Origin of the sequence: Hyphomicrobium sp. (assembly GCF_003987855.1) — a bacterium.
In the GTDB taxonomy this organism is placed as follows: domain Bacteria; phylum Pseudomonadota; class Alphaproteobacteria; order Rhizobiales; family Hyphomicrobiaceae; genus Hyphomicrobium_B.
Window position 1 is genome coordinate 154,599 of the sequence record NZ_RXIZ01000015.1, and the last position, 26,471, is coordinate 181,069.

Consider the following 26,471-nt stretch of genomic DNA (forward strand, 5'->3'; position numbering starts at 1 on the left):
CAATCATCAAGGATAAGAGCAACGAACGTGCCAGATTAGAAAATTAATTGATCGTTTAATAAAATCAGGACAATAGCGAAAGGCCTACGCTCATCACCACTTGGCGGACATCCTTTTTTGCTCGGTTTCCAGGCTTTTTTTGCCCAGGTATTGATCTTGACCGCAAGTCAACCGAGCGATCAATTTGTAGCGGTTTGAACACCGCGGCGGCGACTTCACAATGGCTTTGTGCATGCGCTTTCCATTGCTCGATCGCGGCCGAGAGGAGCTCCGAATTTGAAGCGAACAGATCTTCCCTTCCGGTTTCGCTTAGCGATTAGCAAAATAGTCGGCAAAGCCAGCGCGGAGGGATTGACGATTCAAATGCGCATCATTGGTGACGACAAAGTCTGGCAATTTGGACAGGATGCCGAGTTCGAGTTGCATGAAGATGGTTGCTTCATTCGCAACGGGCGCGAGTCAATCGCTGTTCCCTACAGCAGCATCGCCTATATGGTTGCGGAGTAGCTTGGGGACTTATATCAGCATCTATTTTGTGACCCGCATAAATCACCGCAAATCCGCTTGTATAATGAGCATTCGCACCGCGCTCATCCACAGCCCTCTCCCACTTCGCGCGTGTAGCATAGTTCAGATGCCCGGCCGAAATCGGATTTACGCCACATTGCGAACCCGGTGCTGCGCCGCTCTTGAAGCGAACGCAGAGGCAACGGGGTTCCACACGACAAAGCTTACCCCCGGCTCCCGTCAAGCGGAGCGCCGCCCGACGCGTCCTTCACCGGCGCGCAGCACCACCTGGTTGCCAGAGGCGAGAGGAGCGGCGGCGATGTGGAGCAGGAGCGAATTCACCGGAAAGGTCTTGCGCGCGGACGCATTCTCCAATGGCTTGTGATCCAGTCTTTTCCCTCAGCGCACGAAAAGAGCATAACCGACCCGTCGTCCTCGATTTCGAGGCGCTGCACCTTCACGGGCTCGCCGAAGCATCGGCAAACGATGCGGTCCGCAGCAATCGGTGTTGAAGGAAGAAGCGCACCATCTCCGCTGAGGCGTTGGGGCCATCTTCGCTCGCAAAGCTGCCCGTTGCGCTCCCGCCGGACCAATAATGGCCGGCGCCGTGCACTTCCCATAGCTCGAAGATGCTCGTGCCGGTCTCGTCTCGATGGACGGACAGGGAAAAACTTTCGCCGTTGGACGAGCGGCTTCGTTCGCTCTGCATCTCCATTTTGTTTTCACCACGCGCCCTGTCGATCACATGGGCGCCGTTGCGCGGATGGACGGTGGCGTCGCTGTCGCCATGAAAAACAATCGTCGGTTTCCGCGACGAGCCCGCAGCGCTTGCGGTGTGACGATCCTTGCCGCCCGTGATGGCTCCACGCATGGCGCTGAAGGCCGATGGCAGGTCGTGAGCGGCGCCGCATGCCAACCCGGAATGGACGCCAACCGCCGCATAGATGTCGGGATAAGTCTCCCCCATGATCGCGGCCGCAGCTCCTCCTGCCGAGAGGCCTGCCACATAGACACGGGAAGTGTCGATGTTGTGGGTTTCGGCGACCTGACGGGTAATGCCGGCGATCAAAGCTGGCTCCCCCGTTCCTCGCGTCTGATCGCTCGGCCGGAACCAGTTCCAACATTTGGAAACATTGGCTCCCTGTGGCTGCTCCGGATAGACGACGTAACACCCCTGGGATTCGGCCACGAAGTTCATACGCGTTCCCACAGCGAAGTCTTCCGCCGTCTGGGTGCAGCCGTGCAGCATGACAATCAATGGCCGCGCTTCCGCTTTCGCGGCGGACGGAATGTAGAGCTTATAGTGCCGAGCCCCCTGCGAACTCGAAAAGGAGTCTCCGATGAATTGGCCGTCCGCTGGCGCCAGGTCGGATTCTCTAAAGGCAGATCGTCCGGTGCCGGGAAGGTTGAGTCCATGGAGAGCACGAGCAACTCCGGCTGACACTTTTTCTTGCCCCTTTTGCTCGGAGACCACTTCGCCATCGATAACCTTGGAAGCAGGTGTGTGATGTTCCGATGGACCTGCGCTCGCCCCTTGCAGTATCGCGAGAGCTTCGTTCAGGCGTCCGGCCCGCGTAAGACGCGTCGCCTCCTGCATCTTGGCCATGTCTAACATCTTCATGTCGTGGGATCCTTGTTGCAGGTGGGGCGAGTCTGCCCGAAAAATAGTTAAGCTAGTGGATGCGGTCAGCTAGCGCGTCCTTCACTTCCGCGCTTGCGTGCAGAGTTCCAAGAACGGTGATTGATGCGACTGTGGCGCGCGCTAATTTCGCCGGAACGTCGGGCGCGATGGTCAAAAGGCCGAGGACACGCAGTTCGAGCTGCTCGCCGGCCGCTCGCGTCGCCTCCAACTCGTCGCGAGTCAACGTCCGCAATCCGAGATCAAGCGACTGCCGCGTCACGGCCTTTCGGACAACCTCGGCATGTCGCTCGATCTGATTGCGAATAGCGGTCCGAATGAAATCCGTTCTATTCGAATAAAACCCCTCTTCGACCAGCAAATCGATTTGCCCGAGATCCACGTGGCCAAGATTGATTGTGATCTTCTCTGATTCTGGCCCGCGAGATCTCAGTTCCCGAACGTTATCCCTGACCATCTCGACACCTTTGCACCATCCACCTGGATGGTGAAATGGGGGCGTTATTGAGGAGATCAAGGGATTGAGGGTCTTTTTAGTAGCCCCGCACCACTGGAACCGTTGCTTCCGCGTTCCGTTGATCGGCGGAGAGCCGCAGAGCGGCGCGCATAGGAGACAGTGATGGCAAGACAGTCGAACGCCCGCGAAGCCGCCGAACAGGGCAGGAATATCCAGGCTGACGTCGATCGCAAGGACGAGCGGCAAGCGAAAGACAACGGCGGCGATGCCAAGAAGCCGATGCAGGCTGGGATGCGTGAGTATCCCTCGCAGTTTCCCAAACAGCATCAGGACAAGTCGGGAAATGAAGCCGAGCTGAAGCTCGCGCCGATGTACGACGCGCCGGGCTACGAGGGCTCTCACAAGCTGCAGGACAAGGTTGCGCTGATCACCGGTGGCGATTCCGGTATTGACCGCGCGGTGGCTGTTCTATTCGCCCGGGAAGGCGCCGACGTCGCCATCTGCTTTCTGGAGTCGCGCAACGATGCCTTGGTGACCAAGGAGGCGGTCGAGAAAGAGGGGCGGCAATGTCTCCTCATTCAAGGCGACGTCTCGCAGTCGGATTTCTGCAAGTCGGCGGTTGAAACGACCGTCGATAAGCTTGGCAAGCTGGACATCCTGGTCAACAACGCCGCGTTCCAGGAGCATACCGACGACATTCTCGATCTGACCGACGAGCACTTCGACCGGACCCTGAAAACCAACCTCTACGGTTACTTCTTCATGGCGCGAGCAGCTGTTCCGCATATGAAGCCTGGTGCGTCGATCATCATGACCGGATCGGTCACGGGTATCGAAGGGAGCAAAGAGCTACTCGATTATTCGATGACGAAAGGTGGCATTCACGCATTCACCCGCTCGCTGTCTTCACAGCTGATCGATCGCGGCATTCGCGTTAACGCCATAGCTCCCGGTCCGGTCTGGACGCCTTTGAACCCGGCCGACCGTCCCGCTGAAGCCGTTGCGAAGTTCGGGTCGAAGTCGGCGATGCGCCGCGCAGCGCAGCCGGAAGAGATCGCACCGGCATTCGTGTTTATGGCTGCGCCGAGCTGCTCCAGCTACATCACCGGCGAAATTCTCCCCATCATCGGTGGCTACGGCGCCTAGCATTCCATCACAGCGCGGGCGCTCTGTTCACTGAAGCGCCCGCGCCTGATATGGCCGGCAGATCCCATTTCACCTTTTGCTATTGTCGAACCAACGACGCTCACGCCCTCAACTCCTGCCAGCCCTTAAAAATCTTGGCCCACCTGTCGGACCTGAGGCTATGCTGCCGTCCTTGGAAGACACCGAGGAGGTCCAATGCTCTACACTCTGTTGTGCTACAATAAAGAAGACGTTGTCTGGTCCTGGAGCAAGGAAGAGGACGACGCGGTCATGGGCCGCTTGAATGTCGTCCACGAGAAACTCGTGAAGGAGGGCAAGCTCGGACCTGCGCTCCGTCTTCTGCCGACGACGACTGCGACCACGCTGCGTGGGCAGGACTTGGTCATCGATGGGCCATTCGCCGAGACAAAGGAGCAGCTGCTCGGTTTCTACGTAATCGACGTTCCCAACCTCGACGCCGCCCTGGCGGTTGCTCGCGAGCTTTCCGCTGCCAACCCGACGAGCACCTACGAGATTCGTCCTGTCGCGCTTTACGTGCCGGAAGCCCGGCCGAATGCGCCAAAGGATCGGGTCAAAGCTTATTGAGATGAGCCAAGTCATCCATGATCCCGGGCTGATCGATAGTATGCTGACGGCCTCACGGCCCCAGGCGGTCAGTGCGCTGCTCCGCTACTTCCGCGATATGGATACGGCTGAAGAGGCCTATCAGGAGGCCTGCCTTCGCGCGCTGAGGAATTGGCCGCAGAACGGCCCGCCGCGCGACCCGGTCGCCTGGCTCATCATGGTCGGACGCAACGCGGCATTGGATGGAACGCGCCGTCAAAGCCGGACGGTCGCGTTGCCGCCGGACGAACTGATCTCCGATCTCGCCGATGCGGAAGCTCCGCTCGTAGAGCGCCTGGATGAGTCTCATTACCGCGACGACGTATTGCGGCTGCTTTTCATCTGCTGCCATCCGGAGCTTCCTGCCACCCAGCAGGTGGCGCTCGCGCTTCGCATCGTCTCCGGACTTTCGGTCAGCCAAATTGCCCGTGCGTTTCTCGTTAGCGAAGCCGCAATGGAACAACGCATCACGCGAGCGAAATCCCGTATCGCGAAAGCTGATGTGCCGTTCGAAGCGCCGGGCCCGGTCGAGCGGGGCGAGCGGCTCGCCGCGGTGGCGACGATGATCTACCTCGTCTTCAATGAGGGCTACACGGCCGGCGTCGACCCGGCGCGCGCATCGCTGTGCGATGAAGCAATACGTTTGGCGCGACTTCTCCTTCGGCTGTTTCCCACTGAACCCGAGATGATGGCTTTAACCGCGCTCATGCTGCTGCAGCAATCGCGCCTGGCCGCCCGGTTCGACAGCGATGGCGAAGCCGTTCTGCTCGAAGATCAGGATCGTTCGCTGTGGAATGCCAAGCTGATCAGCGAAGGCGTGGCGCTTCTCGATAAAGCCATGCGGCATAACCGGCCTGGGCCGTATCAGGTTCAAGCCGCGATTGCCGCCACGCATTCCCGCGCCGGGACTTTTGCAGAAACGGATTGGGCAGGGATCGATTTGCTCTATGCCGCGCTCGAGCGGATGCAGCCTTCACCCGTCGTCACGCTCAATCGCGCTGTTGCGACCGCGAAGCTTCACGGACCCGAAGCAGGTCTGGCGATGATCGCGCCACTTGAAAAACCGCTCTCTGGATACTTTCATTTCTACGGCGCCCGCGCCGCGTTCCTTCAGCAGCTTGGCCGTTCCGCCGAAGCTCGCGCTGATTTCGACCGGGCGATCGGGCTCGCCACCACACCCGCCCAGGCGGCGCACATTCGTCGCCATCTCGACCATCTGGCAGCGGAAGAGTAATTAGCAGGTTCGCGAAACCGGGCGACCCACACCGCGCCCGATTTCGCAAACTGGATGCTTACTTAGATTTCTTGTTGCGCGAGTCGAGGCACTTGCCCTTTTCGAGGTACTTGTAGGTGCCCTTGCAAGCCTTCCACCCTTTGATGTGGTGAGCTTTGTGGTGTCCCGTATGCTTCTGCGCTTTGGCTTTCGCCTTGGCAGCATACGCTGCCGGAGTTGCGCTGAAAGCAACGAGGACTGCCGCGACGGCGAGCAGAATCTTGGATTTCATCAGATGGTTCCCCCACAAAAAACAGGCATGCCAAATCGTTCCGCGGACGGACGACTCGGTGCCCTGCGCTCAATTATCCCGGATATGTGACAAGCTCTTGAAGCGCGCCGCAGTAAGATCCGTCTGGGGTGTGCGTTCGCCGCGCGTTCAACACAGTCTCGTCGGCTAAAGCGGCTTTATTTCAATTTGCTAGCTCTTGTTGACTGGGGTCAACGCGGCCGCATTCCGTCGGATTAGAAAACTCTGCGGGAATTTGTCAGCAAGGAGTATGTGCTATGGCAGAACCTGCAGTAAAGCTCCCCCTGAAATCTGAGAAAGCAGAAGCGACCACGCCGCAACGGCGCGATTGGTGGCCGATGGAGAACATTCGCCGCCAGCTCGGCGAACTCGTTGATGATTTCGATCGTAGCTTTCTTCGCTCGCCATTCCGGGGCTCGCTCCTCGACGTCGAGCCTTTGCTGAAGCGCGAGCTGACGTGGACATCCGCTCCTCCCGTCGACATCGTTGAGAAGGAGCATGCCTACGAGATCTCCGCCGAGCTCCCGGGAATGGACGAGAGCAACATCGACGTGAAGGTTGCCAATGGCATGCTGGCGATCAAGGGCGAGAAGAAAGAAGACAAGGAAGAAAAGAAGAAGGACTATTACCTGTCCGAGCGCCGCTACGGTTCCTTCGAACGTCGCTTCAGCGTTCCTGAGGGCGTCGACACCAACAAGATCGAAGCGAGCTTTAAGAAGGGCGTCCTGACCGTCACGCTGCCGAAAACGACGGAAGCGAAAGCCGCTGAAAAGAAAATTTCAATAAAAGCGGCTTGATCTCCCGACGCTCGAGCCCGCCGCGAGTCCATCTCCGGCGGGCTTTTTCTATGCGAGACTTCTGCGAAGCCGAAGATAAGGCGGACCGCAGCGGGAGCGATCTTGCGATCGCTTCACGCCGTGTTCAGCGTCCAAACCACGAGTTCGCCGATGACCTTGTCGAAAGCAGTGTTCAACGCCGCGGCGACGCTCGCTTGATCGGTGATGGTGGCTGGAACGCTCGCCGTGAAAAGCTTGGCGCCGAGAATCTGGCCGCCGTCTCCGACAATCTTAGCTGAGAACGCGATTTCCGCTGTTGGATGATCTGACACGATGACCTGGAAGCTGCGCAAATCGATCACCAGTTGGTAATCGACCTTCAGCGCGTCCGGTTGCCGCCCCATGACCTTGAGGTAGCCGGCGTTCTCGAAGCTCTGCACGACGCGCGACTGAAATACGCGGCTGAGCGTATCCGGCCATTTCCCGTCGAACGCCGGTGACCGCTCTCCGCTGGGCGTTATCACCGCGACCTGATCGTTGAACACGCTGCCGACCACGTCCGGCTCGGGCACCACAAGTTGGCCCTCTGGTATCTTGGTAATGCCGTTGAATTTCTGCACGGGCAGAATGTCGATGACAGGAACGTTCGCCTTCTTGCCACCCCCTGTCAAACGCTCAAGACCCGAGAGAATGCCGTCGACCTTGTCAGAATTCTTGGCGAGCGCGGCGGAGAACGTGTCGATATTGGCGATCAGCGTTTTCAACGGTTCGCGATTTTCGGCGATGACGTCATCGATACGCCGCAGCAGGCCGCGCGCCGAGTCGGTGATGCTGTGCGTCGCGTTCGGATCGACGGTCAAGAGCGGAGGCTCGCTGCCGCTAGCCGCTATCGGCGCGGCGTTCGGCACGCCGCCCATGAGTGAAAGAACGGGAGAACTCGTCAGTCCCTGAAACTCAATGCCGACTTTGGTGTCGGAACGCACCGGCGTGTCACGATCAACCGACATGACGGCCGTGACCACCTTGGGATTTGCAGTATCGAGTTCGAGCGCCACGACTTCACCGACCCTGATGCCGTTGAAGAGGACCGCCGATCCCTTGAGGAGCCCGGACACCGAACCATCAAACTGAGCACGATATCGCGCTTGTTGCGTCAGCCCTCCGGCATGGTTGAGCCAGTAGACGAAGGCGAAAGCGGCTACGACGGTCGCCAGCGTAAAAAGTCCGATGAGCGTATAGCGTGCGCGGATTTCCATGCTGTGCCTCAAGCCGATCTATGTTCGTGTGAATGTTCGAGCAGACGGCCGCGCCGGCCGCGGAAATAGGATTTGACCCAAGGATGCTCGCTCGCGAGCATCGCTGCGATGGGCCCATCCGCTACGATCTTTCCGTCCGCCAGCACGGCAATGCGGTCGCAAACGGTGTGCAGGCTGTTGAGATCATGTGTGATCATGAACACGGTCAGTCCGAGGGTTTGCTGCAGGGTCCGAATAAGGGAATCGAAGTCGCCCGCGGATATCGGATCGAGGCCCGAGGTTGGCTCATCAAGAAAGACGACCTCCGGATCGAGCGCCAGCGCACGAGCCATCGCAACGCGCTTGGTCATTCCGCCGGAAAGCTCGGAGGGAAGCTTGTTCGCGTCCTTTCGCGAAAGGCCCACCATCGCGAGTTTCGTTGCCGCGATTTCATCGAGCAGATGTTCGGGAAGATGTAGAAATTCGCGCATCGGAAATTGCACGTTCTGCATCACCGTCAGCGATGAGTAGAGCGCACCGTTTTGGAAGAGAACGCCCCATCTGCGTTGAAGCTTCTGCCGGGCGGCATCGTCGATGCTGTCGAGATCCGTGCCGAAAACCGCAATGGTCCCTGACCGCTTCGGGAGCAATCCCAGGATCGTCCGCAGCAGCACGGATTTTCCGCTCCCTGAACCACCGACGAGCCCTAGGATTTGCCCGGCTTGGACATCGAGGCAGAGATGATCGAGCACATTGCGATCGCGAAATCCCACGACGAGATCGCGGACGCTGAGCACGGGCTGTTCCATCGGGGTGAGCATCCGATCACATCCCGATCGACGCGAAGAAAACGGCAAAAAGGCCGTCGAGGACGATCACGAGAAAGATCGACGTGACGACGGAGGCGGTTGTTCTGAGGCCCAGCGACTCGGCGCTGCCGCCGACCTTCAGCCCCTCCGTGCAGGCGACGGCGCCAATGACGAACGCCATGAACGGTGCCTTGATCATCCCGACTTTGAAGTGCGTCATCGAGATCGCCTCCTTGAGGCGAGCGATGTAGATCTCCGGGCTCATGCCGCCGTAGAGCCACGCCACAAGCTCACCGCCGTAAAGCGCCGACATCGCACCCAGAAACGTGAGCAGTGGCAGGCCTATCACCAGCGCGACGATGCGAGGCAAGATCAGCACGTCGACGGGATTGAATCCCATAGTGCGGAGCGCGTCGATCTCCTCGCGCATCTTCATCGAGCCGAGTTCAGCGGTGTAAGAACTTCCCGAACGTCCGGCGACCATGATGGCGACGATGAGCACGCCGATCTCGCGCAAGACGAGAATGCCGACCATATCGACGACGTAGTCGTCGGCGCCGAACTTCCTGAAATGAAAGAAGCCCTGTTGGGCGATGATGCTGCCGATCAGGAAGGTGATCAGCAGGATGATCGGAATGGCCTGCCATGCCACGCGATCGAGCTGGTGCACGGCCGATGTGAAACGAAAGGTCGAGGGCTTGAGGATGGCCCGTCCTGCGGCGGCGCAAACGGCGCCGACCATGTTGAGCAGGAGAAGAAAACCCTTCCCCCAACCGACGACCGTTTCGCCAAGAGCCGCGAGGCCCGTGAATTCATTCCGGGGCGTCACCTGCTCTTTGTCGGCACGGACACTCGCATCTTCAACGGAACGAAAAAGAACATCGTAGCGGCTTTCGAGGCCAACGATCGTCGGCTCATGTCCGCGGGATCTCAGGGTCGCCGCAAGGCGCGAAAGCTCCCACGCGCCGAAGGTGTCGAACGCCTCGATCCCCCGCATGTCGATCGTCACCGCTTTGCGGGAGCTGTCCGAAAGGAAGGCGTCGATCAGATGATCGAGCTGCTTGGTGTCGGAACCCGTCCAGCCGCCGCGAGCCACGAGCATCGTGCCGGGTCCGGTGAGATCGATGGTCAGCAGGGGGTTAGGCAGGGCATTGCTGTTCACGCTGCTCAGTCCCGATTCCGCAGTTGCACGACGAGGTCGCCTGCTCGCCCGCCGGCGGGCCGAACACCCGCATCTGGCTACCATGGGCGGGGTGGCGGACGCTGATCTGGGTCAAACCGGTTTGGCGAAGGAAATTCACCCCGATCCGGGCGCGCTGGTGCGAATGTTGCCCCTTGGATGCAATGAGGCAGCCACAATCGATGACTATTGGGATGCCCGGAAACATCCAATGAGGTAAATCGAATGCGCTTTTTCGTGATGGGCTTGGCAGCGGCCGGTATTCTGGCGTCAACGGCATCTGTGCAGGCTCAGACCATTCGTCTGGACGACCGCGGGTTCTCCTTCAGGTTCGGCCCGAATGACCGTCGCGGCGATGTCGAAGGCAAGCGCGCCAGTTGCGAAGTTTATGCGCGCATCGCACAGGTCCAGGCGGATGCGAACAATCGCTTCCGGTGCGGCTATCGCGGTCCGCGCTGGGATTCCGATCTGCGCGGCCATTTCATGTGGTGCCGTTGGGCGCCGCGTCGCGCAATTTTCGACGAACAGCGCGGACGCGCGGAGCAGTTGCAGGATTGCTTCAACCGGCTCGGCGACTTCGATGATCGCCGCTAACCGATAGTCCAAAGCCTCGAATGCAAAACGCCCCGCTCGCAGATACGAGCGGGGCGTATTTTATCGCTGCCGGCCTATTAGCGCCGCCGTCCTCCACCACGTCGTGCGCCGCCGCGATGAGCTGCTGGCGCGCGCCGGATGTGGGCGGGACGGGCGGCATTGCCTCCGCCGCCTCTCTTGACGAAGTTTTGATTGCCGCCGCCGCCGGTGCGCCGGCGCACCGTCTGCGGATTGCGGGCGTGCGTCTTGGAGAAGTTACGGCCATTTTTGCGGAGCTCCGCGCCGTGGTTGAAGTTCTTGTTGACCACGGAATGATCGGTTTTCTGCAGGCGGCGCTCGATGTCCGCGCGGCTGAAATCCTTGCCGCGGTGTTCGCCGCGCCAGCGATGATCCGGATTGTGCTTCCAGACTTGATTGTTGATGCGATGCCGGTCGCCGTTGATCGCATTCCAACGGTTCACGTTGATGTCGATATGGCGATCGCGCCAGTTCCAATGGTTCCAGCCCCAGATGCCGCCGGCTATCGCGATGCCGCCGAGGCCCCAGAAGTAACCGTCGACAAACGCCGCGCCAGGGTATCCCCAATAATAGGGAGGATAGTCCGGATACCACCACGGGCCGTAGACGACGGACGGTTCGTAGACGGGCACGTAGACGACGTCGGGATCGGACGGCCGGATGATGTAGGAGCCGTCCTGTTGCGTGACGGTCTGTTGCGAGTTGCTCCTGAGGTGCCCGCTCGAGTCGGCCTTCTGGCGCAGGAACTGCACTTCATTCATCACGTCGTCTTGTTGGGCGAGGAAGGCATCGCCGAGCCTCTGCGTCCAATCGAGCTGATCGCTCATCATCTTGAGGACGTCAGGAAACTGAACAAGCGCCTTGATGCTTGGATCCCAAGTCTTGGCCTTCAAGGCATCGACGAGGGCGGCGCCCTTGAGATCTGCATTCGCCGGATCGGTCCGCCAGCGCTCGGCTTCCACGACGTCCAGCGGATAGGTCGCTGCCATTAATACGTTCGATAGAAGGTCGTCCGGATAAAGCGCGATGGGCGCCAGCATCTGGTCGAGTTGCTGCTTGGAGAGCTTTTGATCGTCGGCCCATGCAGGCGCGGCTGCGGCCAACGCGAGGAGAGCGAACACCACAATGGATCGAAGGAATGACGTCATCTGTGCCTCCGGCCGCGGTCCCGGCCATGACTTCGAAGCGAGCCGAATTCTCGCCGCGACATTGGGAAATGTCTTGCGGCGATCACCCATAGTCAAACGAATAGCGTATTGCGATGCGCTAAGGGCCTTGAGACGAACGTTCAGTGTAGATTGAGAACGCAATTTTATCGACCCGGCCGCCGGGGCGACGGAAGCCCGCCTAAGCCGCGGCCGCGAGCGTTTCTCTCTTGGATTCCGCTTCCAATCGCCCGAGCCCGAGAAGCGCCAGAAACGTAATGAGAGCCGCGCCGGCGAGATAGAAGCCCACCGCTTCGATGCCGTAGTCTTTGGCAAGCGTCGTCGCGATGTAGGGTGCGAGCGAGGCCCCGAAAATCCCCGCGAGATTGAAAGCTAGGGACACCCCGGTATAGCGAACGCCGACGGGAAACGGCTCGGACAACGCAGTGCCGAGAGGCCCATACGTCAGCCCCATCAAGGCCAGACCCAAGATCATGAAGGTGACGACATTGACGGTCTCACCCGAGCCGAAGAGCGGTTGGAACAGCAAGCCGAACAGGCCGATCAGAGCCGTGGCCCACAACAGCATGTTGCGGCGGCCGAACCGGTCCGCGAGCCAGGCCGACAGCGGGATCGTCAGTCCGAAGAACACCACGCCGACCATCTGGATCGGTAGGAACTGCTGCCGCGTGAAGCCGAGCGAACTGATCCCCCAGCTCAGCGCGAAGACGGTCATGAGATAGAACAGCACGAACGTCGCCAGCGCACCGAAAGTCCCGAACACCAGGAGCAGCGCGTGACGGCTAAAGACCGTCAGGAGCGGAACGCGCACGCGCTCGTCGTTCTCCATGGCTTTCTTGAAAGCCGGCGTTTCCGAAATGCGAAGCCGCACGTACAGGCCGACCAGCACGAGGAGGGCGCTGGCGAGGAACGGGATGCGCCAACCGAACGATAGGAATTGCGCATCGGTCAGCGTTTCCGTGATCAGCAGGAAAATGCCCGTCGAGCACAAAAAACCGATCGGCGCGCCAAGCTGCGGGAACATGCCGAACCACGACTTTTTTGATCCCGGCGCGTTCTCCGTCGCAAGCAGCACCGCGCCGCCCCACTCGCCGCCGAGTCCCAGACCCTGGAAGAAGCGGCACGTCGCCAGCAGCAGCGGTGCCCACACGCCGACCGATCCGTAAGTGGGCAGCAGCCCGATCGCCACCGTCGCCAATCCCATCGTCAAAAGCGCAGCAACGAGCGTTGCCTTCCGCCCGATCCGGTCGCCGAAGTGGCCGAACAGCACGGCACCGACCGGACGCGCGAAAAACGCGATCGAGAACGTCGCGAAGGATTGCAGCGTCGCCGTAGTCGGGTCGGCGTTGGGAAAGAAGAGCGTCGGGAAGACGATGACCGATGCCGTCGCGTAGATATAAAAATCGAAGAACTCGATTGCCGTGCCCGCGAGACTCGCGAGGAGGACGCGGCTAGTCGAAACGGTATCGGATCCGGTCAAGGGTCACCTGCGAGCATCTGGCGAAATAGATTCGGGTTCGGGGAATATTTCAGCGGCCGAGGTGATCCGCAAGCGCCGAGGGCGTCGGGCCTCATCCTCTGCCGAGTCGGGCTGCCGAGCCGAAACGAATTGCCCCGGATGTTCTGTCTGAGCTACCAGAGGCGGGGTGGGACTGCCCATTTCGCGGGGAGCACGATCGTGATCGTCAGACCGAAGCCAACGCTCTTCGATATTCTCTTCGCGGTACGCGGTTCTATTGCGGGGCGCGTTGCCTGGCGCTGCCTGTTCATCACCGTGCTGGCCTGCGTCGTGGTCTTCACCGGTGACTTTCACTTGGAGCCGATGTCCCACCTCGGCACCGCGCCCTTCGGCCTGATTGGCATTGCCATTTCGATATTCATGAGCTTTCGCAACAGCGCCGCCTATGACCGCTGGTGGGAAGGGCGTAAGCAATGGGGCGATCTCCTCGTGCAGGTCCGCTCTCTCGCGCGCGAATTGCCGGATCTGGATGAGACTTCGAGGAAGCGCGTCTTCATCTCGCTCATCGCCTATGTCAACGCGCTTGCCGCCCGTCTGCAGGGCGGAGACGAAACGGCGGCGGCACGGAAGTGGGAGGTCGAGGCGCCCGAAGGCCCGAACACCTGCGATGCGATTCTGCGAGGGATCGGATCGGAGCTCATATCGCTCAACAAGGCGGGCACCCTGTCCGATTGGCGATATGCAACGCTCGCGAACCGGATGAACGCTATTGCAAGTGTGCAAGCGGCCTGCGAGCGGATCAAGTCAACGCCGCTGCCGTTCGCCTATACGCTTCTCATTCACCGAAGCGTCTATCTTTTCTGCGTGCTGCTTCCGTTTGCTTTGGCGCCCCAGCTCGGCTGGGGAACCCCGGTGATCGTCGCCTTCATCAGCTACACCTTCTTCGGCCTGGATGCGATCGGAGACGATCTTGCCGAGCCATTCGCGCCGGCCGACAACAGTTTGCCGCTGAAAGCGTTGGTCCGAACGGTCGAGCGAGAGCTCATGGATTTTCTTGGCATGAAGCCGCTGCCCGACGAACTGCAGCCGGTAGGATACGTTCTGGCGTGACAGGCGACGGTTATTTGAAGAGCGACGTCAGCGAGAACGATGAGGCGACGACGATCGGCGGGTTCTCCGCGACCTGCGGATAAGGTTCGTCGATGTAGGCGTTTACCCCTGTCGCGCGCCCGCTCTTGATCAGCGACGCGACGTAAGCCCAGCCCTTTGCTTCGAGACCAAGACACGCCTCCGACATTTCGCCCTTGAGACGCTCGTGAATGGCGATATTGCCTCGCGCGAGAATGGCTGCAGTCTGGCGCGGAGTGAACTTGTCCGTGTTCCAGAGTTTCCTCAGGTAGATGCCGGCGACGTTGCGCTTTGTCTTCGGACCGAACGTGATGCGCTGTTCGCCATTGGGCGAACCAAATGTGTATTCGCCCGGAGGCAACGGACCGACGGCGCGCGTCGCGAAGCAATCGGGATCGGGATTGTTGCGGCACATCTCGCGCCCCGAGATCGCCCAGGCGATCGTCTGGCCGCGCACGCGCGGATCGTCAGAGACGATGAATAGGCGGCCGGTGCGGATGGTATAGCCGAGGCGGAAGTTGGACGCGCCTGCTGGAACCTCGTGCACCACGTCCTCGAACGGATTGCAGATCTCGCCACCCGTCAGCTTTCGCGCATAGCCGTTGAGCTGAATGGTCACGAAGTCCACGCCCGGAGCGCAGTCCCACTGCGGCAGCGTCTTCTTGTTGACGACGCTGATCGCGGGACCGACGGGCTTCGCTGGAATTTTCGGCAACGCGGCAACAACCGGTTTTTCAGCCGGCGGCGGCGGTGGGGCAGTTGGCTCCTCGATCACAGGCGCTGCCTGCTTCGGCATGCGACGGATCTGCTCGCACTTTGCGGAAAGCTTCGGCGTATGGATCTGCTTCACCGCGAGTTTACGGGCGACCGCGCTGCTCGCGCCCGCCTTGATGTAAGCGACGATCAGCGCCTGCTGCACCTCGATCTGCTCCTGCGAGAGTTCGAAGATGCAGTCTTCGTAGATCTGGTCGCCCATCTGGCCAAAGAAATCGGCGATCTGCCCGGCCGCTTCCGCCGCCGAGGAAGATCCCGGCGCGCGCTCCTGCGCTTCGAGGATGCTTGCCGAGAATAGCTGGAGACAGATCGCGACAATGCCGGCTGCGGCGCGGGCGCCGGACATGCGGCGACGAATCGCCGGGGGACTCTTCCCCTGCACGTCTCCGCGATCCCGGTCCTGGCTGAAGGCGCTCATGCTCATGGCGCCTTCCCTAGCCTAAGAGTCGGGGCGACAGCGAGGCTATCTGCAATTTTGCGCCTTTTCGGCGCTGCGTAATGAACAACCGTGATGACGAAGGCCGGATATGCAACTGCCACGCGCCCATGCGGCGCGTGGAATCAACTCAATCCGTTTCATGCGCGCGTCGTCACCAAGGGTCACCGCCAGCCGCGGTGATCACCCCAATGTCCGCGATGTCCCCAGTAGCCGCCGCGGCCACCCCAATAGCCGTGCGCGCGCCAGTAGGGGCGTCCATAATATCCGTAGGGGTAATAACCCGCGTAATACGGATATGGCCGATATACGCGGGGCGCGTAATACGTCACGACCGGCGCTTCGTCGTATTCGTAATACCGGCGCTCGACGACGGGTCCGCGATCGACGTACCCTCCCTCATATCCATCAAGGTCGGCGGCCTGCGCTGCAGGGGCAAGGGATCCAGCTGCAGCGAGCGCGGAAACGGCCAAAAGAATTGCTTTCATCGGGGGTCTCCCTTCGGATTTCCGCGATGTAACGCTTCAGCCCGTGAATGGCCGCTGAACAATGCTTACATTCGCGGGTACGAATTGCGATTTAATAAAAGCAGGATGAGCCAAAGCCTAAGCGGGGGCTCGGCAAACTAACTGCCGGATAAAAGATCGGCGGAGATCGTCGGAATACGAACGCTATTGGAATGACCTCAGCCTGATCCACAGGCTTGAACTTCGCGTACTGCTTCGTGTGCGCATTCTCTCGGTACGGGTCGAGCGCAAGCAAGCGTGCGAACGGGCGGCAGCCGCGCATGTGACATGTTGACTTCGAACCCCTCTTCTTTTTCAAGCGCCTGATGGGGTCAGGACTGGGGAGTTGCACCACTTGGCGGCGTGGGTTAACACCGCATCGCGACAAAGCCTGGAATCTCTCGTACCAGCGGACGCACTGCGATGATTGATCTGACCTCGCAATACCTGCCGATCGCCATCTTCATCGGCGTAGCGCTTTTTATCGGCGCAGCGCTTATGGTTGCGCCGTTTCTCGTTGCCGTTCGTAATCCGGACCCGGAAAAGGTGTCCGCGTATGAATGCGGTTTCAACGCCTTCGACGACGCCCGCATGAAGTTCGATGTGCGATTCTACCTGGTGTCGATCCTCTTCATTATTTTCGACCTCGAGATCGCCTTCCTGTTCCCCTGGGCCGTGGCCTTCAAGTCGGTGGGTGTCTTCGGTTTCTGGTCCATGATGGTGTTTCTCGGCGTGCTGACCATCGGCTTCATCTACGAGTGGAAGAAGGGCGCGCTGGAATGGGAATGATCGGCAAAGGTGAGGGGCCGGGTGGCCTGATCCTCGATCGGACGTTCGACCGCGTGCGCGAAGGCGCCTCGACGACGGTTGCGCCAGCTTCAGATCCGTTCTTCGCTGACGTCTCGAACGAGCTGGCCGACAAGGGTTTTCTTGTTACCACCGTTGACGATCTGATCACCTGGGCGCGCACCGGCTCGCTGATGTGGATGACGTTCGGCCTCGCCTGCTGCGCCGTTGAGATGATGCAGGCGTCGATGCCCCGCTATGACGTCGAGCGGTTCGGGTTCGCCCCGCGCGCCTCGCCCCGCCAATCCGACGTCATGATCGTTGCCGGCACGCTGACCAACAAGATGGCGCCCGCGCTCCGCAAGGTCTACGACCAGATGCCGGAGCCGCGCTACGTCATATCGATGGGCAGCTGCGCCAATGGCGGCGGTTACTATCACTATTCCTATGCCGTCGTCCGCGGTTGCGACCGTATCGTGCCGGTGGACGTCTACGTGCCGGGATGCCCTCCGACCGCGGAGGCGCTCCTTTACGGAATTCTCTTGCTGCAACGTAAGATACGCCGCACGGGCACGATCGAGCGTTAATGGGAAAGACGGTGGCTGTTGTGCTGGCGCGGCGGACATTTCGAAGCTTGCCTTTCGCGCTGGGGGCGATCGTTCTCGCGTGCCCCGCGATGGCCGATGATGGCCCGAGCCTGATCGGCACCTGGACGGGGAAGACGAATACGATCGGAGATGTCCATGGTCTCCGCACGCGCGACCGCACTGTGCACATCACCGAGCAGACCGACCGGCGCTTTCGCGGCTACTTCGTCTACGAGGATGGTCGCAAGGATTTCTTCGGCATCGTCTTCCCTGACAATGTATCGTTCGGATGGGTCTCTCCGGCCAGCAAGGGCCAGGTTCAGGGGCGCATCTTGAGTGCAGATCATATCGCTGCGTGCTATCTGGAATCGGGCGAGCAGGCGACAGCCGGCTGCTCCGATCTGATGCGCACGAGCGCGAAGCCATAGTGGGTCGAACCGTCATGGACCTATCCGCCCAGTCCGCGTATTTTGGCACAATTCTTGGAGGCCAGGCCCTCTCGAATGAGATCTCCCACGATGAGGTCACCATCATCGTCGCCCGCGAGAACATCGTCGAAGTGCTGACGAAGCTGCGCGACGACCCAAAATGCCTGTTCGAGGTCCTGATCGATATTTGCGGCGTTGACTACCCCGAGCGCGCCGAGCGCTTCGACGTGGTCTATCACCTGCTGTCGCCCCGTCTCAATCAACGGCTGCGCGTGAAGATCTCGACCGATGAAGCCACGCCCATCGCCAGCGTCAATGACGTCTTCCCGGCCGCGAACTGGTACGAGCGTGAAGCCTACGACCTCTACGGTATCCGCTTCACGGGCCACCCCGACTTGCGCCGGCTGCTGACCGATTATGGCTTCCAGGGGTACCCTCTGCGGAAGGACTTCCCCCTGACCGGCTACGTCGAGGTTCGCTACGACGACGAGAAGAAGCGCGTCGTTTACGAGCCGGTAAAGCTCACGCAGGAATTCCGCGACTTCGATTTCGAGAGCCCTTGGGAAGGCCCGAGCCACGTTCTGCCTGGCGACGAGAAAGCGGTTCCCAAATCCTCGAGCTAGGTTGCCGTTTGTTCAGTATAGTGCGCATCGGTTTTCGCTTTGCCTCGCCTACCGAACTATAAGTCGCCCGTACCGTTTCAGCTTGGACGGGTTATCGGTTTCATAATTCGGCAGAGACGTGGCTGCTACCCGCTGCCAGTCCGCAGTTTGTCGGAGGCGTGAAATGGCATTGACGCACAGGGCCAATGTCCCCATGCAGTTCGAACTCAGCGTTGCGATTGCAGGCGTGGTGGCAATCGCATCTTTCATGCTCGACTGGCCGCGTGCGCTGGCTGGCCTTGCGCTGGGCGCGGTCTGCCGCTTTTTGCCTTACGGCACCATCATCGTTCCCGCCGGTGTCGTCATCATCTCGGCGGTCGCCGAAGTGCTGTACTCTTGGTTTGGTCACACGACCGAGCCGCATTTCTGGAGCTTCTTCGTCGGCATGTTCGCCGTAGCCGGTACCGCATCGAGCCTCTTCGTCACCATTCGCAATCTGCGAGATCGCCTGTGAGGCAACGCGGATGAAGGACACGCTGAAGGCTGGAGCCAGGGCGCAATTTTCCTATCGCGTGCCGGCAGACAAGACCGTGCCCCATCTCTACCCGGAAGCCCACGAGTTCCAGCTGATGCCGACCGTCTTCGCCACCGGGTTCATGGTCGGGTTGATGGAATGGACTTGCCTGCATGTCATTGCTCCGCATCTCGATGAGGGGGAGGGGTCGTTGGGCGTCCACATCAACGTTTCACATGTCGCAGCCACAGTCCCGGGACAAACCGTGACGGTGGACGCCGAATGTACGAAAGTGGCTGGCCGCCGCCTCCATTTTCATGTCAAAGCCCACGATGGCATTGATTTGATCGGTGAAGGCGAGCATCAGCGTATGGTCGTCGATTGGGAAAAGTTCGAGCAGCGAGTGAACGAGAAGGCGAAGATCGCCCGGCTTGCTCCGATAACGCGCGGGACCGTTTGAGAATGGCCGAGACTGAGATCCGCAATTTCAACATCAACTTCGGGCCGCAGCATCCCGCGGCACACGGCGTCCTCCGCCTCGTGCTCGAGCTTGACGGCGAGGTGGTGGAGCGCGTCGATCCCCACGTCGGCCTGCTGCACCGTGGCACCGAAAAGCTGATCGAGCATAAAACCTACATGCAGGCGATTGGCTACTTCGACCGGCTCGACTACGTCGCGCCGATGAACCAGGAGCATTCCTTCTGTCTCGCAGCCGAAAAGCTGCTTGGCCTCGAAGTTCCCCGCCGCGCCCAGATCATTCGCGTCCTCTATTCCGAAATCGGCCGCTTGCTGTCGCATCTTCTCAACGTCACCACTCAGGCGATGGACGTCGGCGCTCTAACGCCTCCGCTCTGGGGCTTCGAAGAGCGCGAGAAGCTGATGGTCTTCTACGAGCGCGCCTCCGGCTCGCGGATGCACGCCAAGTATTTCCGCATTGGCGGCGTGCATCAGGATCTTCCCGAGAAGCTGATCGACGACATCTATGCCTTCTGCGATCCGTTCCTGAAGGTCTGCGACGACATCGACGGGCTTCTGACGGAAAACCGCATCTTCAAGCAGCGCAACGTCGACATCGGTGTGGTGTCCCTGGATGAAGCGTTCGCATGGGGTTTCTCGGGCGTCATGGTGCGCGGCTCGGGTGCGGCCTGGGATCTGCGCAAAGCGCAGCCCTACGAATGCTACGCCGAACTCGACTTCGATATTCCGATCGGCAAGAACGGCGACTGCTACGATCGCTATCTCATCCGCATGCAGGAAATGCGGGAAGCGACCAAGATCATGAAGCAGTGCTGCGAACTCTTGAAGTCGCCGAGCGGCCAGGGACCGCACGTTGCCGACAACAAGAAGGTCGTGCCGCCGAAGCGCGCCGAGATGAAGCGCTCGATGGAAGCGCTCATCCACCACTTCAAGCTCTACACGGAAGGCGTCCACGTTCCCCCCGGCGAAGTCTACGCCGCGGTCGAAGCGCCCAAGGGCGAGTTCGGCGTTTATCTCGTGGCGGATGGTTCCAACAAACCGTATCGCTGTAAAATCCGCGCACCGGGTTTCCCGCACCTGGCGGCAATGGATTTCATCAACCGTGGCCACATGCTGGCGGACGTCTCGGCGATCCTCGGTTCGCTCGACATCGTGTTCGGCGAAATCGACCGCTAGGAAGCGCCATGTCCCGCGCGATCACGACGTCCGTGCTGATCGCGGCCGCGCCCTCGCGCGTCTGGTCGGTGCTGATGGATTTCGACAGCTATCCATCCTGGAACCCGTTCATCCAGAGCCTCAAGGGTGAGAAGCGCCTGGGCGGACGACTGGAGGCGATCATCGTGCCGCCCGGCCGTAAGCCGGCGACGTTCACCCCGGTCGTCGTGGAGTACGTGCCGGAGCGCGTCTTTTGCTGGCGCGGATCACTGCCGATCCCGGGTCTCTTTACCGGCGAACATCGTTTTGCGTTGACCCCTGAAGCGGCGGGCACGCGTTTTGAGCAGTCCGAAAGTTTCTCGGGCCTGTTGGTGCCGTTGGTGGGCGGCATACTCAGAGACAGCGAGCGGGGCTTCCGCGCCATGAACGACGCGCTGAAGTCCAGGGCCGAGAGCGCCTAACCGCGCGAAAGCGTCATACATTCGGCGATCCTGGGATCGCTCGGCCTCGGCTCCGGCAAAATCGATCGGCAATCGCCTGTCCTATGAAAAAAACTTATCCCCGCCCGTTTCGCCTCAGGTACGATGCTCGGGTAGTTCAGTATCGGGGGAAAGGACCCGCGTATGCTTCCAAGTGCTGCCCCATTGGTCGACAACCTCTTCCTGCTCGCGGTCGCGGCACTCGGATGGGGTTTGAGCCTCGCGACATACCGGTTGTTCGCCCGCACGCGCGGGTGGCCCATGGGTGCGCTTCAGTCCGATATGCCGTTCGTACCGGTTTTGATTGGTCTGGTCGGCTTGTTCGCCGGGTTGCTGTTTGCGACGGCGCGCGGCGCCGATGACGGCGGCTGGGTGATCATCGCGCTTGGGCTCCTGTTCGCCGGATTGTGGACGGGACTGCTGCGCGTTGGTTCGCAGATCTCGCTGTTCCTCGCACCGATTGCGACGTTTCTTTTGCTGCTCGGCTGGCTCGCGGTGCCTCTCGGTTTTTCCGAACGGCGTTGGGCGACCGAGCGTCCGTCCGAGACGTTGCAGCGGCGTGGCATCCTTCCCTCTGAGTCGACGACGACGCTTCCGCCAGCATCGCCCTGACCTTCGCGCTTTTCGTCGCACCACTGTGTTGATGACCATCAATACTTGTCGCATGCGGCACATAGACAAAAGCTTGCTTTGCGAACGCGATCCTCGTACTGGACCGCGTGCGTACCTGAGAGTTAATGTCGCTCCGTGAATCGACGAAGAGCACAAGGCCTGAATAGCCCGGCTGACGGCGGCTCGTTTTCTTGCGGCGGCATGGGATTGACGTTCGAGGGAGCCGTGAATGGCCGTTCGCCGACTGAATCCTGAGCAACCTGCCCAGTTTGCTTTCACGGCTGAGAATCTCACGTGGGCGCAAGAGACGATCGCGAAATATCCGCAGGGCAAGCAGGCATCCGCCATCATTCCGCTGCTCTGGCGGGCGCAGGAGCAGGCCGGCGGCTGGCTTCCCGAGCCGGCGATCCGGCTCGTTTGCGACATGTTGGGCATGGCGCACATCCGCGGCATGGAAATCGCGACGTTCTACACGATGTTTCAGCTGTCGCCCGTTGGCAGCAAGGCGCACTTGCAGGTCTGCGGCACGACGCCGTGCATGCTGCGTGGCTCGGGCGAACTCATCTCGGTGTGCAAGAAGCGCATCAGCGAGCATGCCCATCATACGAACGCCGATGGCACGCTCTCCTGGGAAGAGGTTGAATGCATCGGCGTCTGCGCGAACGCTCCTGTCGTGCAGGTCAACAAGGATACGTACGAAGATTTGACCGCTGAACAGTTGGAAAAGATCATCGACGGGTTCATCGCCGGACAGCAGCCGAAGCCGGGCTCGCAGACCGGACGCACGGCTTCGTGTCCGAGCACCGGACCAACGTCGCTGACCGACAAGACGCTATATGACGGCTCGACGATCGGAGCCTGGAAGAAGCGCTTCGAGGAGACGACCGCGGAGGCATCCGACAAGGTGCAGGAAACCGCGCCGCCATCGGCTCTGGCATCTCCCGCGCACAAGGCTGAGGTCGCCGCGGGAACGTCGCCTTCATCGCCAGGATCATCGGGAAACGCATCGGCACAGGGCGCGCCGCCGGTTCATCCTGCAGCGTTGACGGCAATGGCGAATGCCGGTCTCGTCAAGGAACTCGAAGCCCGTGGCGACGGCAAGCCGCTCTCCGCCGGCGAACTCGATCGGATCAAGGCCGATATGATGCGCGACCGGGCCATCGCCGCCGCGGCTGCCGCAGTCCCGGCGGTCGAGCCCGAGTTGCTGAAAGGCCCGCGTAGTGATGCGGGAGACGATCTCTCGCTCATCTGGGGTGTCGGCGACGGCTTGGTCGGCAAGCTGCACGCAATCGGCATCTGGCACTTCGATCAGATCGCCAAGTGGACGCCCGAGAACATCGCATGGTTCGAAAGTCAGCTTGACGGCTTTAAGGGTCGCGTTACGCGTGACAAGTGGATCGAGCAGGCTCAAAAGCTCGCTTCCGGGTGGCGGCCCGAAAGCAAAGCCGGCGAAAAGCCCAAGGGGTAGCGCGCATGCTGCATGATCGCGACCGGATATTCCGCAACATCTATGGCTTTCACGACGTCAGCCTCAAGGGCGCGCAAAGCCGTGGCGTTTGGGACGGAACGAAGTTCTTCATCGACAAGGGTCACGACTACATCATCGATGAGGTGAAGAAGTCGGGCTTGCGTGGTCGCGGCGGTGCCGGATTCCCGACGGGACTCAAGTGGTCGTTCATGCCCAAGGCCGACGCCCGGCCGAGCTATCTCGTCATCAACGCCGACGAGTCCGAGCCCGGCTCCTGCAAGGACCGCGAGATCCTCCGCCACGATGCGCATTTGCTGGTCGAGGGCGCGCTGCTTGCATCCTTCGCCATGCGCGCGCACGCCTGTTACGTCTACGTGCGCGGCGAATACATCCGCGAGCGCGAGGCGCTGCAGCGCGCGATCGATGAAGCCTACGCCGCCAAGCTCATCGGCAAGAACAACAGTCACGGCTGGGACTTTGACATCTACGTCCACCACGGCGCCGGCGCCTATATCTGCGGTGAAGAGACCGCGATGCTCGAAAGCCTCGAAGGCAAGAAAGGGCAGCCGCGCTTAAAGCCGCCGTTCCCGGCGAACGTCGGCCTCTATGGCGCACCGACCACGATCAACAACGTCGAGAGCATCGCCGTCGCGGGCGAGATCCTGAGGCGCGGCTCGACGTGGTTCGCGGCGCTCGGCAAACCCAACAATACCGGCACCAAGCTCTTCCAGATTTCAGGGCACGTGGAGCGTCCGTGTGTCGTCGAGGAAGAAATGGGCATCCCGTTGCGGGAGCTGATCGACAAGCACTGCGGCGGCATTCGCGGCGGCTGGGATAACCTGCTCGCCGTAATCCCGGGTGGCTCGTCGGTCCGCTGCATCACCGCCGAGCAGGCAGCCGACGTGACGATGGATTTCGACGCGCTGGGCAAGCTGGGTTCCGGTCTGGGCACTGCCGCGGTCATCGTGATGGATAAGTCGACCGACATCATCGCGGCTATCCGGCGTATCTCCTATTTCTACAAGCATGAGAGCTGCGGCCAGTGCACGCCGTGCCGCGAAGGCACCGGCTGGATGTGGCGGGTGATGGAGCGCCTCGAACGCGGCGAAGCCGAGAAGCGCGAGATCGATCTGCTGCTCGACGTGACGAAACAGATCGAGGGCCACACGATATGCGCGCTGGGCGATGCGGCGGCTTGGCCCATCCAGGGCCTCATCAAGAATTTCCGCCCTGTGATCGAGCAGCGCATCGAGGAATATCAAGCCAAGCATGCGCGCATGGCGGCGGAATAAGCGGCGGGTAAAGCAAGATGCCAAAGCAACTCATTGTCGACGGCACACCGATCGAGGTCGAGGACGGCACGACCTTGATGCACGCCTGCGAGATGGCGGGCTCGGTCATTCCGCGCTTCTGCTATCACGAGCGGCTGTCGATCGCCGGCAATTGCCGCATGTGCCTCGTCGAAGTGCAGGGTTCGCCGAAGCCGATCGCGTCGTGCGCCATGCTCGTCAACGACCTACCGCCGAACAAGGATGGCTCGCCCAAGATCATCAACACCGCCTCGCCGATGGTGAAGAAGGCGCGGGAAGGGGTGATGGAGTTCCTCCTCATCAACCACCCGCTCGATTGTCCGATCTGCGACCAGGGCGGCGAATGCGACCTGCAAGACCAGGCCATGGCCTTCGGCATGGGACGCTCGCGCTATCACGAGAACAAGCGCGCGGTCGAAGAGAAGCACATCGGGCCGCTGATCAAGACGATGATGACGCGCTGCATCCACTGCACGCGTTGCGTTCGATATATGACGGAGATCGCAGGCGTCGAAGAACTGGGCCTGATCGGTCGCGGCGAGGACGCCGAGATCACGACCTATCTCGAGCACGGCATCATGTCCGAGATGAGCGCCAATGCCGTAGATCTGTGCCCGGTCGGCGCCCTGACGCATCGGCCATGGGCGTTCAGCGCTCGCCCCTGGGAAATGGAAGGCGTCGAAACGATCGACGTGATGGACGCGGTCGGCTCCTCGATCGTCGCAGATGTTCGCGGCGCTACCGTTATGCGAATTCTTCCACGCAACAATGACGCCATCAACGAGGAATGGATTTCGGACAAGACGCGGCACGTCTCCGACGGGCTCAAGACACAGCGCCTGGATCAGCCCTACATTAAGAAGAACGGCCGCTTCGAGCCGGCGACGTGGGACGCCGCGCTGAGCCTCGTTGCCGAAAAGCTGAAATCGACACCAGCCGACAAGATCGGCGCGATTGCCGGCGATCTCGCGGGCGCTGAGGAAATCCTCGCGCTGAAGGATCTTCTCGCCCGCTTCGGCGCCACATCGCTCGATTGCCGCCAAGCCGGCGATAAGCTCGATCCAAAACTCGGCCGCGCCAGCTATCTCTTCAATTCCAGCATTGAGGGCATCGAGCAGGCCGACGCCATTCTGCTGATCGGCGCCAATCCGCGCATCGAAGCCACGGTGCTCAACGCACGCATCCGCAAGCGCTGGCGCACGGCGCCGACCAAGATCGCCGTCGTCGGCCCGCAGGTTGATCTCGCCTATCCCTACGAGTACCTCGGCGCCGGTCCGGAAACATTGGCCGACATCGCCAGCGGCAAGCACTCCTTCGCTGAAACTCTGAAGACGGCGGCAAAGCCGATGGTCATCGTCGGGCAGGGTGCGTTTGCCCGGCCGGACGGTCTCGCAGTGCTCTCGCTCGCCGCGCGAATTCTGCTCGCGGCATCGGAAGGCAAGGACGCGAGCTGGAACGGCTTCAACGTTCTCCATAATGCTGCCGCTCGCGTTGCCGGCCTCGATCTCGGCTTCGTTCCGGGGAAGGGCGGCAAGGACATCGCAGGCATTCTCGGACCCGAAACCCAGTTCCTTTACCTGCTCGGTGCCGACGAGTGCGATCTGACCCGTCTCGATGCCAAAGCCTTCGTCGTCTACCAGGGAACCCACGGCGACAAAGGCGCGGAGCGCGCCGATGTCATCCTTCCGGGTGCAGCCTACACCGAGAAAAGCGCGACCTACGTCAACACCGAGGGGCGCGCGCAGCAAACGGTGCGCGCGGTCTTCCCGCCCGGCAGCGCGAAAGAGGACTGGACGATCCTCCGCGCGCTTTCTCAGCGTGCCGGGGCGACGCTGCCCTATGACAACCTGAAAGAACTGCGCGCCGCGATGTACCGCGTAAGCCCGCAGCTTGCCGCTCTCGATACGGTCGAGACGCGTGCTGTCTCGGGCCTCGAAACGCTGGCCAAACTTTCCGGTCAGCCCTCGTCCGAACCGTTCGCGCCGGCGATCGCCGACTTCTACCTGACGAACGCAATCGCCCGCGCTTCCGCGGTGATGGCCGGCATGAGCGCGCTCAGAGCCTCCAAAAACCAAAAACTCAACGCAGCGGAGTAGG

Annotated in this window: 29 protein-coding genes; 19 read left to right on the forward strand and 10 right to left on the reverse strand. The window is 60.9% G+C overall.

Annotation, left to right across the window (positions count from 1 at the left end):
* The first annotated feature begins 363 nt into the window (after positions 1 to 363).
* Complete coding sequence (locus EKK30_RS13710; protein ID WP_290986020.1) at positions 364 to 507, forward strand: hypothetical protein; 144 nt, start codon at positions 364 to 366, stop codon at positions 505 to 507.
* 457 nt (positions 508 to 964) lie between these two features.
* Here the strand turns inward: EKK30_RS13710 and EKK30_RS13715 are convergent, their stop codons facing one another.
* Together EKK30_RS13715 and EKK30_RS13720 are read right to left on the reverse strand one after the other, a co-directional pair.
* On the reverse strand, positions 965 to 2,128 hold the full coding sequence (locus EKK30_RS13715) for a PHB depolymerase family esterase (RefSeq protein WP_366927344.1): 1,164 nt from the start codon (positions 2,126 to 2,128) through the stop codon (positions 965 to 967).
* Positions 2,129 to 2,180: 52 nt separating this feature from the next.
* Positions 2,181 to 2,603: a CopG family transcriptional regulator gene (locus EKK30_RS13720; protein ID WP_290986021.1), complete on the reverse strand. Its 423-nt coding sequence runs from the start codon at positions 2,601 to 2,603 to the stop codon at positions 2,181 to 2,183.
* Positions 2,604 to 2,765: 162 nt separating this feature from the next.
* On the opposite strand from EKK30_RS13720, the gene EKK30_RS13725 reads away from it, so the two are divergent.
* From EKK30_RS13725 to EKK30_RS13735, 3 genes are all read left to right on the forward strand, one after another.
* Positions 2,766 to 3,749, forward strand: a complete 984-nt coding sequence (locus tag EKK30_RS13725) for an SDR family oxidoreductase (protein WP_290986022.1) — start codon at positions 2,766 to 2,768, stop codon at positions 3,747 to 3,749.
* A gap of 195 nt (positions 3,750 to 3,944) precedes the next feature.
* Complete coding sequence (locus EKK30_RS13730; RefSeq protein ID WP_290986024.1) at positions 3,945 to 4,334, forward strand: YciI family protein; 390 nt, start codon at positions 3,945 to 3,947, stop codon at positions 4,332 to 4,334.
* A gap of 1 nt (position 4,335) precedes the next feature.
* The gene (locus tag EKK30_RS13735; RefSeq protein ID WP_290986025.1) at positions 4,336 to 5,586 is read left to right on the forward strand and encodes an RNA polymerase sigma factor; all 1,251 of its coding nucleotides are present in this window, start codon (positions 4,336 to 4,338) and stop codon (positions 5,584 to 5,586) included.
* 58 nt (positions 5,587 to 5,644) lie between these two features.
* Here EKK30_RS13735 and EKK30_RS13740 read toward each other — a convergent pair whose 3' ends face one another.
* Complete coding sequence (locus tag EKK30_RS13740; protein ID WP_290986026.1) at positions 5,645 to 5,857, reverse strand: hypothetical protein; 213 nt, start codon at positions 5,855 to 5,857, stop codon at positions 5,645 to 5,647.
* A 275-nt stretch (positions 5,858 to 6,132) separates the two neighbouring features.
* Here EKK30_RS13740 and EKK30_RS13745 point away from each other — a divergent pair, with 275 nt between their 5' ends.
* Complete coding sequence (locus tag EKK30_RS13745) at positions 6,133 to 6,672, forward strand: Hsp20/alpha crystallin family protein (protein ID WP_290986028.1); 540 nt, start codon at positions 6,133 to 6,135, stop codon at positions 6,670 to 6,672.
* Positions 6,673 to 6,785: 113 nt separating this feature from the next.
* Here EKK30_RS13745 and EKK30_RS13750 read toward each other — a convergent pair whose 3' ends face one another.
* Genes EKK30_RS13750 through EKK30_RS13760 form a run of 3 tightly spaced genes read right to left on the reverse strand, consistent with a single transcriptional unit; the run spans position 6,786 to position 9,857 of the window.
* Positions 6,786 to 7,907: an MlaD family protein gene (locus EKK30_RS13750; RefSeq protein ID WP_290986029.1), complete on the reverse strand. Its 1,122-nt coding sequence runs from the start codon at positions 7,905 to 7,907 to the stop codon at positions 6,786 to 6,788.
* A gap of 8 nt (positions 7,908 to 7,915) precedes the next feature.
* Positions 7,916 to 8,707, reverse strand: a complete 792-nt coding sequence (locus EKK30_RS13755; RefSeq protein ID WP_290986030.1) for an ATP-binding cassette domain-containing protein — start codon at positions 8,705 to 8,707, stop codon at positions 7,916 to 7,918.
* 4 nt (positions 8,708 to 8,711) lie between these two features.
* Positions 8,712 to 9,857, reverse strand: a complete 1,146-nt coding sequence (locus EKK30_RS13760) for an ABC transporter permease (RefSeq protein WP_290986031.1) — start codon at positions 9,855 to 9,857, stop codon at positions 8,712 to 8,714.
* A 243-nt stretch (positions 9,858 to 10,100) separates the two neighbouring features.
* On the opposite strand from EKK30_RS13760, the gene EKK30_RS13765 reads away from it, so the two are divergent.
* Complete coding sequence (locus EKK30_RS13765; protein ID WP_290986032.1) at positions 10,101 to 10,469, forward strand: hypothetical protein; 369 nt, start codon at positions 10,101 to 10,103, stop codon at positions 10,467 to 10,469.
* Between the two features lie 77 nt (positions 10,470 to 10,546).
* Here EKK30_RS13765 and EKK30_RS13770 read toward each other — a convergent pair whose 3' ends face one another.
* Together EKK30_RS13770 and EKK30_RS13775 are read right to left on the reverse strand one after the other, a co-directional pair.
* Entirely contained in the window at positions 10,547 to 11,635 is a 1,089-nt protein-coding gene (locus tag EKK30_RS13770) for a DUF3300 domain-containing protein (protein WP_290986033.1), read from the reverse strand.
* Positions 11,636 to 11,834: 199 nt separating this feature from the next.
* Entirely contained in the window at positions 11,835 to 13,133 is a 1,299-nt protein-coding gene (locus EKK30_RS13775) for an MFS transporter (protein WP_290986034.1), read from the reverse strand.
* A 198-nt stretch (positions 13,134 to 13,331) separates the two neighbouring features.
* On the opposite strand from EKK30_RS13775, the gene EKK30_RS13780 reads away from it, so the two are divergent.
* The gene (locus EKK30_RS13780; RefSeq protein ID WP_290986035.1) at positions 13,332 to 14,222 is read left to right on the forward strand and encodes a bestrophin family protein; all 891 of its coding nucleotides are present in this window, start codon (positions 13,332 to 13,334) and stop codon (positions 14,220 to 14,222) included.
* A 10-nt stretch (positions 14,223 to 14,232) separates the two neighbouring features.
* On the opposite strand, the gene EKK30_RS13785 is transcribed toward EKK30_RS13780, so the two are convergent.
* Together EKK30_RS13785 and EKK30_RS13790 are read right to left on the reverse strand one after the other, a co-directional pair.
* On the reverse strand, positions 14,233 to 15,438 hold the full coding sequence (locus EKK30_RS13785; RefSeq protein WP_290986036.1) for a DUF2778 domain-containing protein: 1,206 nt from the start codon (positions 15,436 to 15,438) through the stop codon (positions 14,233 to 14,235).
* A gap of 176 nt (positions 15,439 to 15,614) precedes the next feature.
* A complete protein-coding gene (locus tag EKK30_RS13790; protein WP_290986037.1) occupies positions 15,615 to 15,938 on the reverse strand; it encodes a hypothetical protein in 324 nt (107 codons plus the stop codon).
* A 441-nt stretch (positions 15,939 to 16,379) separates the two neighbouring features.
* On the opposite strand from EKK30_RS13790, the gene EKK30_RS13795 reads away from it, so the two are divergent.
* The 12 genes from EKK30_RS13795 to nuoG all read left to right on the forward strand — a co-directional run bounded on the left by EKK30_RS13795 (position 16,380) and on the right by nuoG (position 26,470).
* Positions 16,380 to 16,745, forward strand: a complete 366-nt coding sequence (locus EKK30_RS13795; RefSeq protein ID WP_290986038.1) for an NADH-quinone oxidoreductase subunit A — start codon at positions 16,380 to 16,382, stop codon at positions 16,743 to 16,745.
* Positions 16,736 to 17,329 carry an NADH-quinone oxidoreductase subunit B family protein gene (locus tag EKK30_RS13800; RefSeq protein WP_290986039.1) on the forward strand — a complete coding sequence of 198 codons (594 nt, stop codon included), beginning with the start codon at positions 16,736 to 16,738 and terminating at the stop codon, positions 17,327 to 17,329. Before EKK30_RS13795 ends, EKK30_RS13800 begins: the two co-directional genes overlap by 10 nt.
* Positions 17,329 to 17,757 carry a hypothetical protein gene (locus EKK30_RS13805; protein ID WP_290986040.1) on the forward strand — a complete coding sequence of 143 codons (429 nt, stop codon included), beginning with the start codon at positions 17,329 to 17,331 and terminating at the stop codon, positions 17,755 to 17,757. Before EKK30_RS13800 ends, EKK30_RS13805 begins: the two co-directional genes overlap by 1 nt.
* Before the next feature lie 14 nt (positions 17,758 to 17,771).
* Positions 17,772 to 18,380, forward strand: a complete 609-nt coding sequence (locus tag EKK30_RS13810; RefSeq protein WP_290986041.1) for an NADH-quinone oxidoreductase subunit C — start codon at positions 17,772 to 17,774, stop codon at positions 18,378 to 18,380.
* Positions 18,381 to 18,543: 163 nt separating this feature from the next.
* Complete coding sequence (locus EKK30_RS13815) at positions 18,544 to 18,873, forward strand: hypothetical protein (protein WP_290986042.1); 330 nt, start codon at positions 18,544 to 18,546, stop codon at positions 18,871 to 18,873.
* Positions 18,874 to 18,883: 10 nt separating this feature from the next.
* Positions 18,884 to 19,333, forward strand: a complete 450-nt coding sequence (locus EKK30_RS13820; RefSeq protein WP_290986043.1) for a thioesterase family protein — start codon at positions 18,884 to 18,886, stop codon at positions 19,331 to 19,333.
* A 2-nt stretch (positions 19,334 to 19,335) separates the two neighbouring features.
* A complete protein-coding gene (locus EKK30_RS13825; protein WP_290986044.1) occupies positions 19,336 to 20,526 on the forward strand; it encodes an NADH-quinone oxidoreductase subunit D in 1,191 nt (396 codons plus the stop codon).
* An 8-nt stretch (positions 20,527 to 20,534) separates the two neighbouring features.
* The gene (locus EKK30_RS13830) at positions 20,535 to 20,966 is read left to right on the forward strand and encodes an SRPBCC domain-containing protein (protein WP_290986045.1); all 432 of its coding nucleotides are present in this window, start codon (positions 20,535 to 20,537) and stop codon (positions 20,964 to 20,966) included.
* A gap of 162 nt (positions 20,967 to 21,128) precedes the next feature.
* The gene (locus EKK30_RS13835) at positions 21,129 to 21,596 is read left to right on the forward strand and encodes a hypothetical protein (RefSeq protein WP_290986046.1); all 468 of its coding nucleotides are present in this window, start codon (positions 21,129 to 21,131) and stop codon (positions 21,594 to 21,596) included.
* A gap of 229 nt (positions 21,597 to 21,825) precedes the next feature.
* Positions 21,826 to 23,064 carry an NADH-quinone oxidoreductase subunit NuoE gene (gene nuoE, locus EKK30_RS13840; protein WP_290986048.1) on the forward strand — a complete coding sequence of 413 codons (1,239 nt, stop codon included), beginning with the start codon at positions 21,826 to 21,828 and terminating at the stop codon, positions 23,062 to 23,064.
* 5 nt (positions 23,065 to 23,069) lie between these two features.
* On the forward strand, positions 23,070 to 24,356 hold the full coding sequence (gene nuoF, locus EKK30_RS13845) for an NADH-quinone oxidoreductase subunit NuoF (protein WP_290986049.1): 1,287 nt from the start codon (positions 23,070 to 23,072) through the stop codon (positions 24,354 to 24,356).
* Positions 24,357 to 24,373: 17 nt separating this feature from the next.
* Positions 24,374 to 26,470 (forward strand): NADH-quinone oxidoreductase subunit NuoG, encoded by a 2,097-nt coding sequence (gene nuoG, locus EKK30_RS13850; protein WP_290986051.1) that lies wholly within the window; start codon positions 24,374 to 24,376, stop codon positions 26,468 to 26,470.
* Position 26,471: the final 1 nt, after the last annotated feature.

Bases quoted from the DNA above. Each gene is read 5' to 3' on its own strand.
- EKK30_RS13710 (WP_290986020.1), top strand. From the start codon at position 364: ATGCGCATCATTGGTGACGACAAAGTCTGGCAATTTGGACAGGATGCC.
- EKK30_RS13715 (WP_366927344.1), bottom strand. From the start codon at position 2,128: ATGAAGATGTTAGACATGGCCAAGATGCAGGAGGCGACGCGTCTTACG.
- EKK30_RS13720 (WP_290986021.1), bottom strand. From the start codon at position 2,603: ATGGTCAGGGATAACGTTCGGGAACTGAGATCTCGCGGGCCAGAATCA.
- EKK30_RS13725 (WP_290986022.1), top strand. From the start codon at position 2,766: ATGGCAAGACAGTCGAACGCCCGCGAAGCCGCCGAACAGGGCAGGAAT.
- EKK30_RS13730 (WP_290986024.1), top strand. From the start codon at position 3,945: ATGCTCTACACTCTGTTGTGCTACAATAAAGAAGACGTTGTCTGGTCC.
- EKK30_RS13735 (WP_290986025.1), top strand. From the start codon at position 4,336: ATGAGCCAAGTCATCCATGATCCCGGGCTGATCGATAGTATGCTGACG.
- EKK30_RS13740 (WP_290986026.1), bottom strand. From the start codon at position 5,857: ATGAAATCCAAGATTCTGCTCGCCGTCGCGGCAGTCCTCGTTGCTTTC.
- EKK30_RS13745 (WP_290986028.1), top strand. From the start codon at position 6,133: ATGGCAGAACCTGCAGTAAAGCTCCCCCTGAAATCTGAGAAAGCAGAA.
- EKK30_RS13750 (WP_290986029.1), bottom strand. From the start codon at position 7,907: ATGGAAATCCGCGCACGCTATACGCTCATCGGACTTTTTACGCTGGCG.
- EKK30_RS13755 (WP_290986030.1), bottom strand. From the start codon at position 8,707: ATGCTCACCCCGATGGAACAGCCCGTGCTCAGCGTCCGCGATCTCGTC.
- EKK30_RS13765 (WP_290986032.1), top strand. From the start codon at position 10,101: ATGCGCTTTTTCGTGATGGGCTTGGCAGCGGCCGGTATTCTGGCGTCA.
- EKK30_RS13770 (WP_290986033.1), bottom strand. From the start codon at position 11,635: ATGACGTCATTCCTTCGATCCATTGTGGTGTTCGCTCTCCTCGCGTTG.
- EKK30_RS13785 (WP_290986036.1), bottom strand. From the start codon at position 15,438: ATGAGCATGAGCGCCTTCAGCCAGGACCGGGATCGCGGAGACGTGCAG.
- EKK30_RS13790 (WP_290986037.1), bottom strand. From the start codon at position 15,938: ATGAAAGCAATTCTTTTGGCCGTTTCCGCGCTCGCTGCAGCTGGATCC.
- EKK30_RS13795 (WP_290986038.1), top strand. From the start codon at position 16,380: ATGATTGATCTGACCTCGCAATACCTGCCGATCGCCATCTTCATCGGC.
- EKK30_RS13800 (WP_290986039.1), top strand. From the start codon at position 16,736: ATGGGAATGATCGGCAAAGGTGAGGGGCCGGGTGGCCTGATCCTCGAT.
- EKK30_RS13805 (WP_290986040.1), top strand. From the start codon at position 17,329: ATGGGAAAGACGGTGGCTGTTGTGCTGGCGCGGCGGACATTTCGAAGC.
- EKK30_RS13810 (WP_290986041.1), top strand. From the start codon at position 17,772: ATGGACCTATCCGCCCAGTCCGCGTATTTTGGCACAATTCTTGGAGGC.
- EKK30_RS13815 (WP_290986042.1), top strand. From the start codon at position 18,544: ATGGCATTGACGCACAGGGCCAATGTCCCCATGCAGTTCGAACTCAGC.
- EKK30_RS13820 (WP_290986043.1), top strand. From the start codon at position 18,884: ATGAAGGACACGCTGAAGGCTGGAGCCAGGGCGCAATTTTCCTATCGC.
- EKK30_RS13825 (WP_290986044.1), top strand. From the start codon at position 19,336: ATGGCCGAGACTGAGATCCGCAATTTCAACATCAACTTCGGGCCGCAG.
- EKK30_RS13830 (WP_290986045.1), top strand. From the start codon at position 20,535: ATGTCCCGCGCGATCACGACGTCCGTGCTGATCGCGGCCGCGCCCTCG.
- EKK30_RS13835 (WP_290986046.1), top strand. From the start codon at position 21,129: ATGCTTCCAAGTGCTGCCCCATTGGTCGACAACCTCTTCCTGCTCGCG.
- nuoE (WP_290986048.1), top strand. From the start codon at position 21,826: ATGGCCGTTCGCCGACTGAATCCTGAGCAACCTGCCCAGTTTGCTTTC.
- nuoF (WP_290986049.1), top strand. From the start codon at position 23,070: ATGCTGCATGATCGCGACCGGATATTCCGCAACATCTATGGCTTTCAC.
- nuoG (WP_290986051.1), top strand. From the start codon at position 24,374: ATGCCAAAGCAACTCATTGTCGACGGCACACCGATCGAGGTCGAGGAC.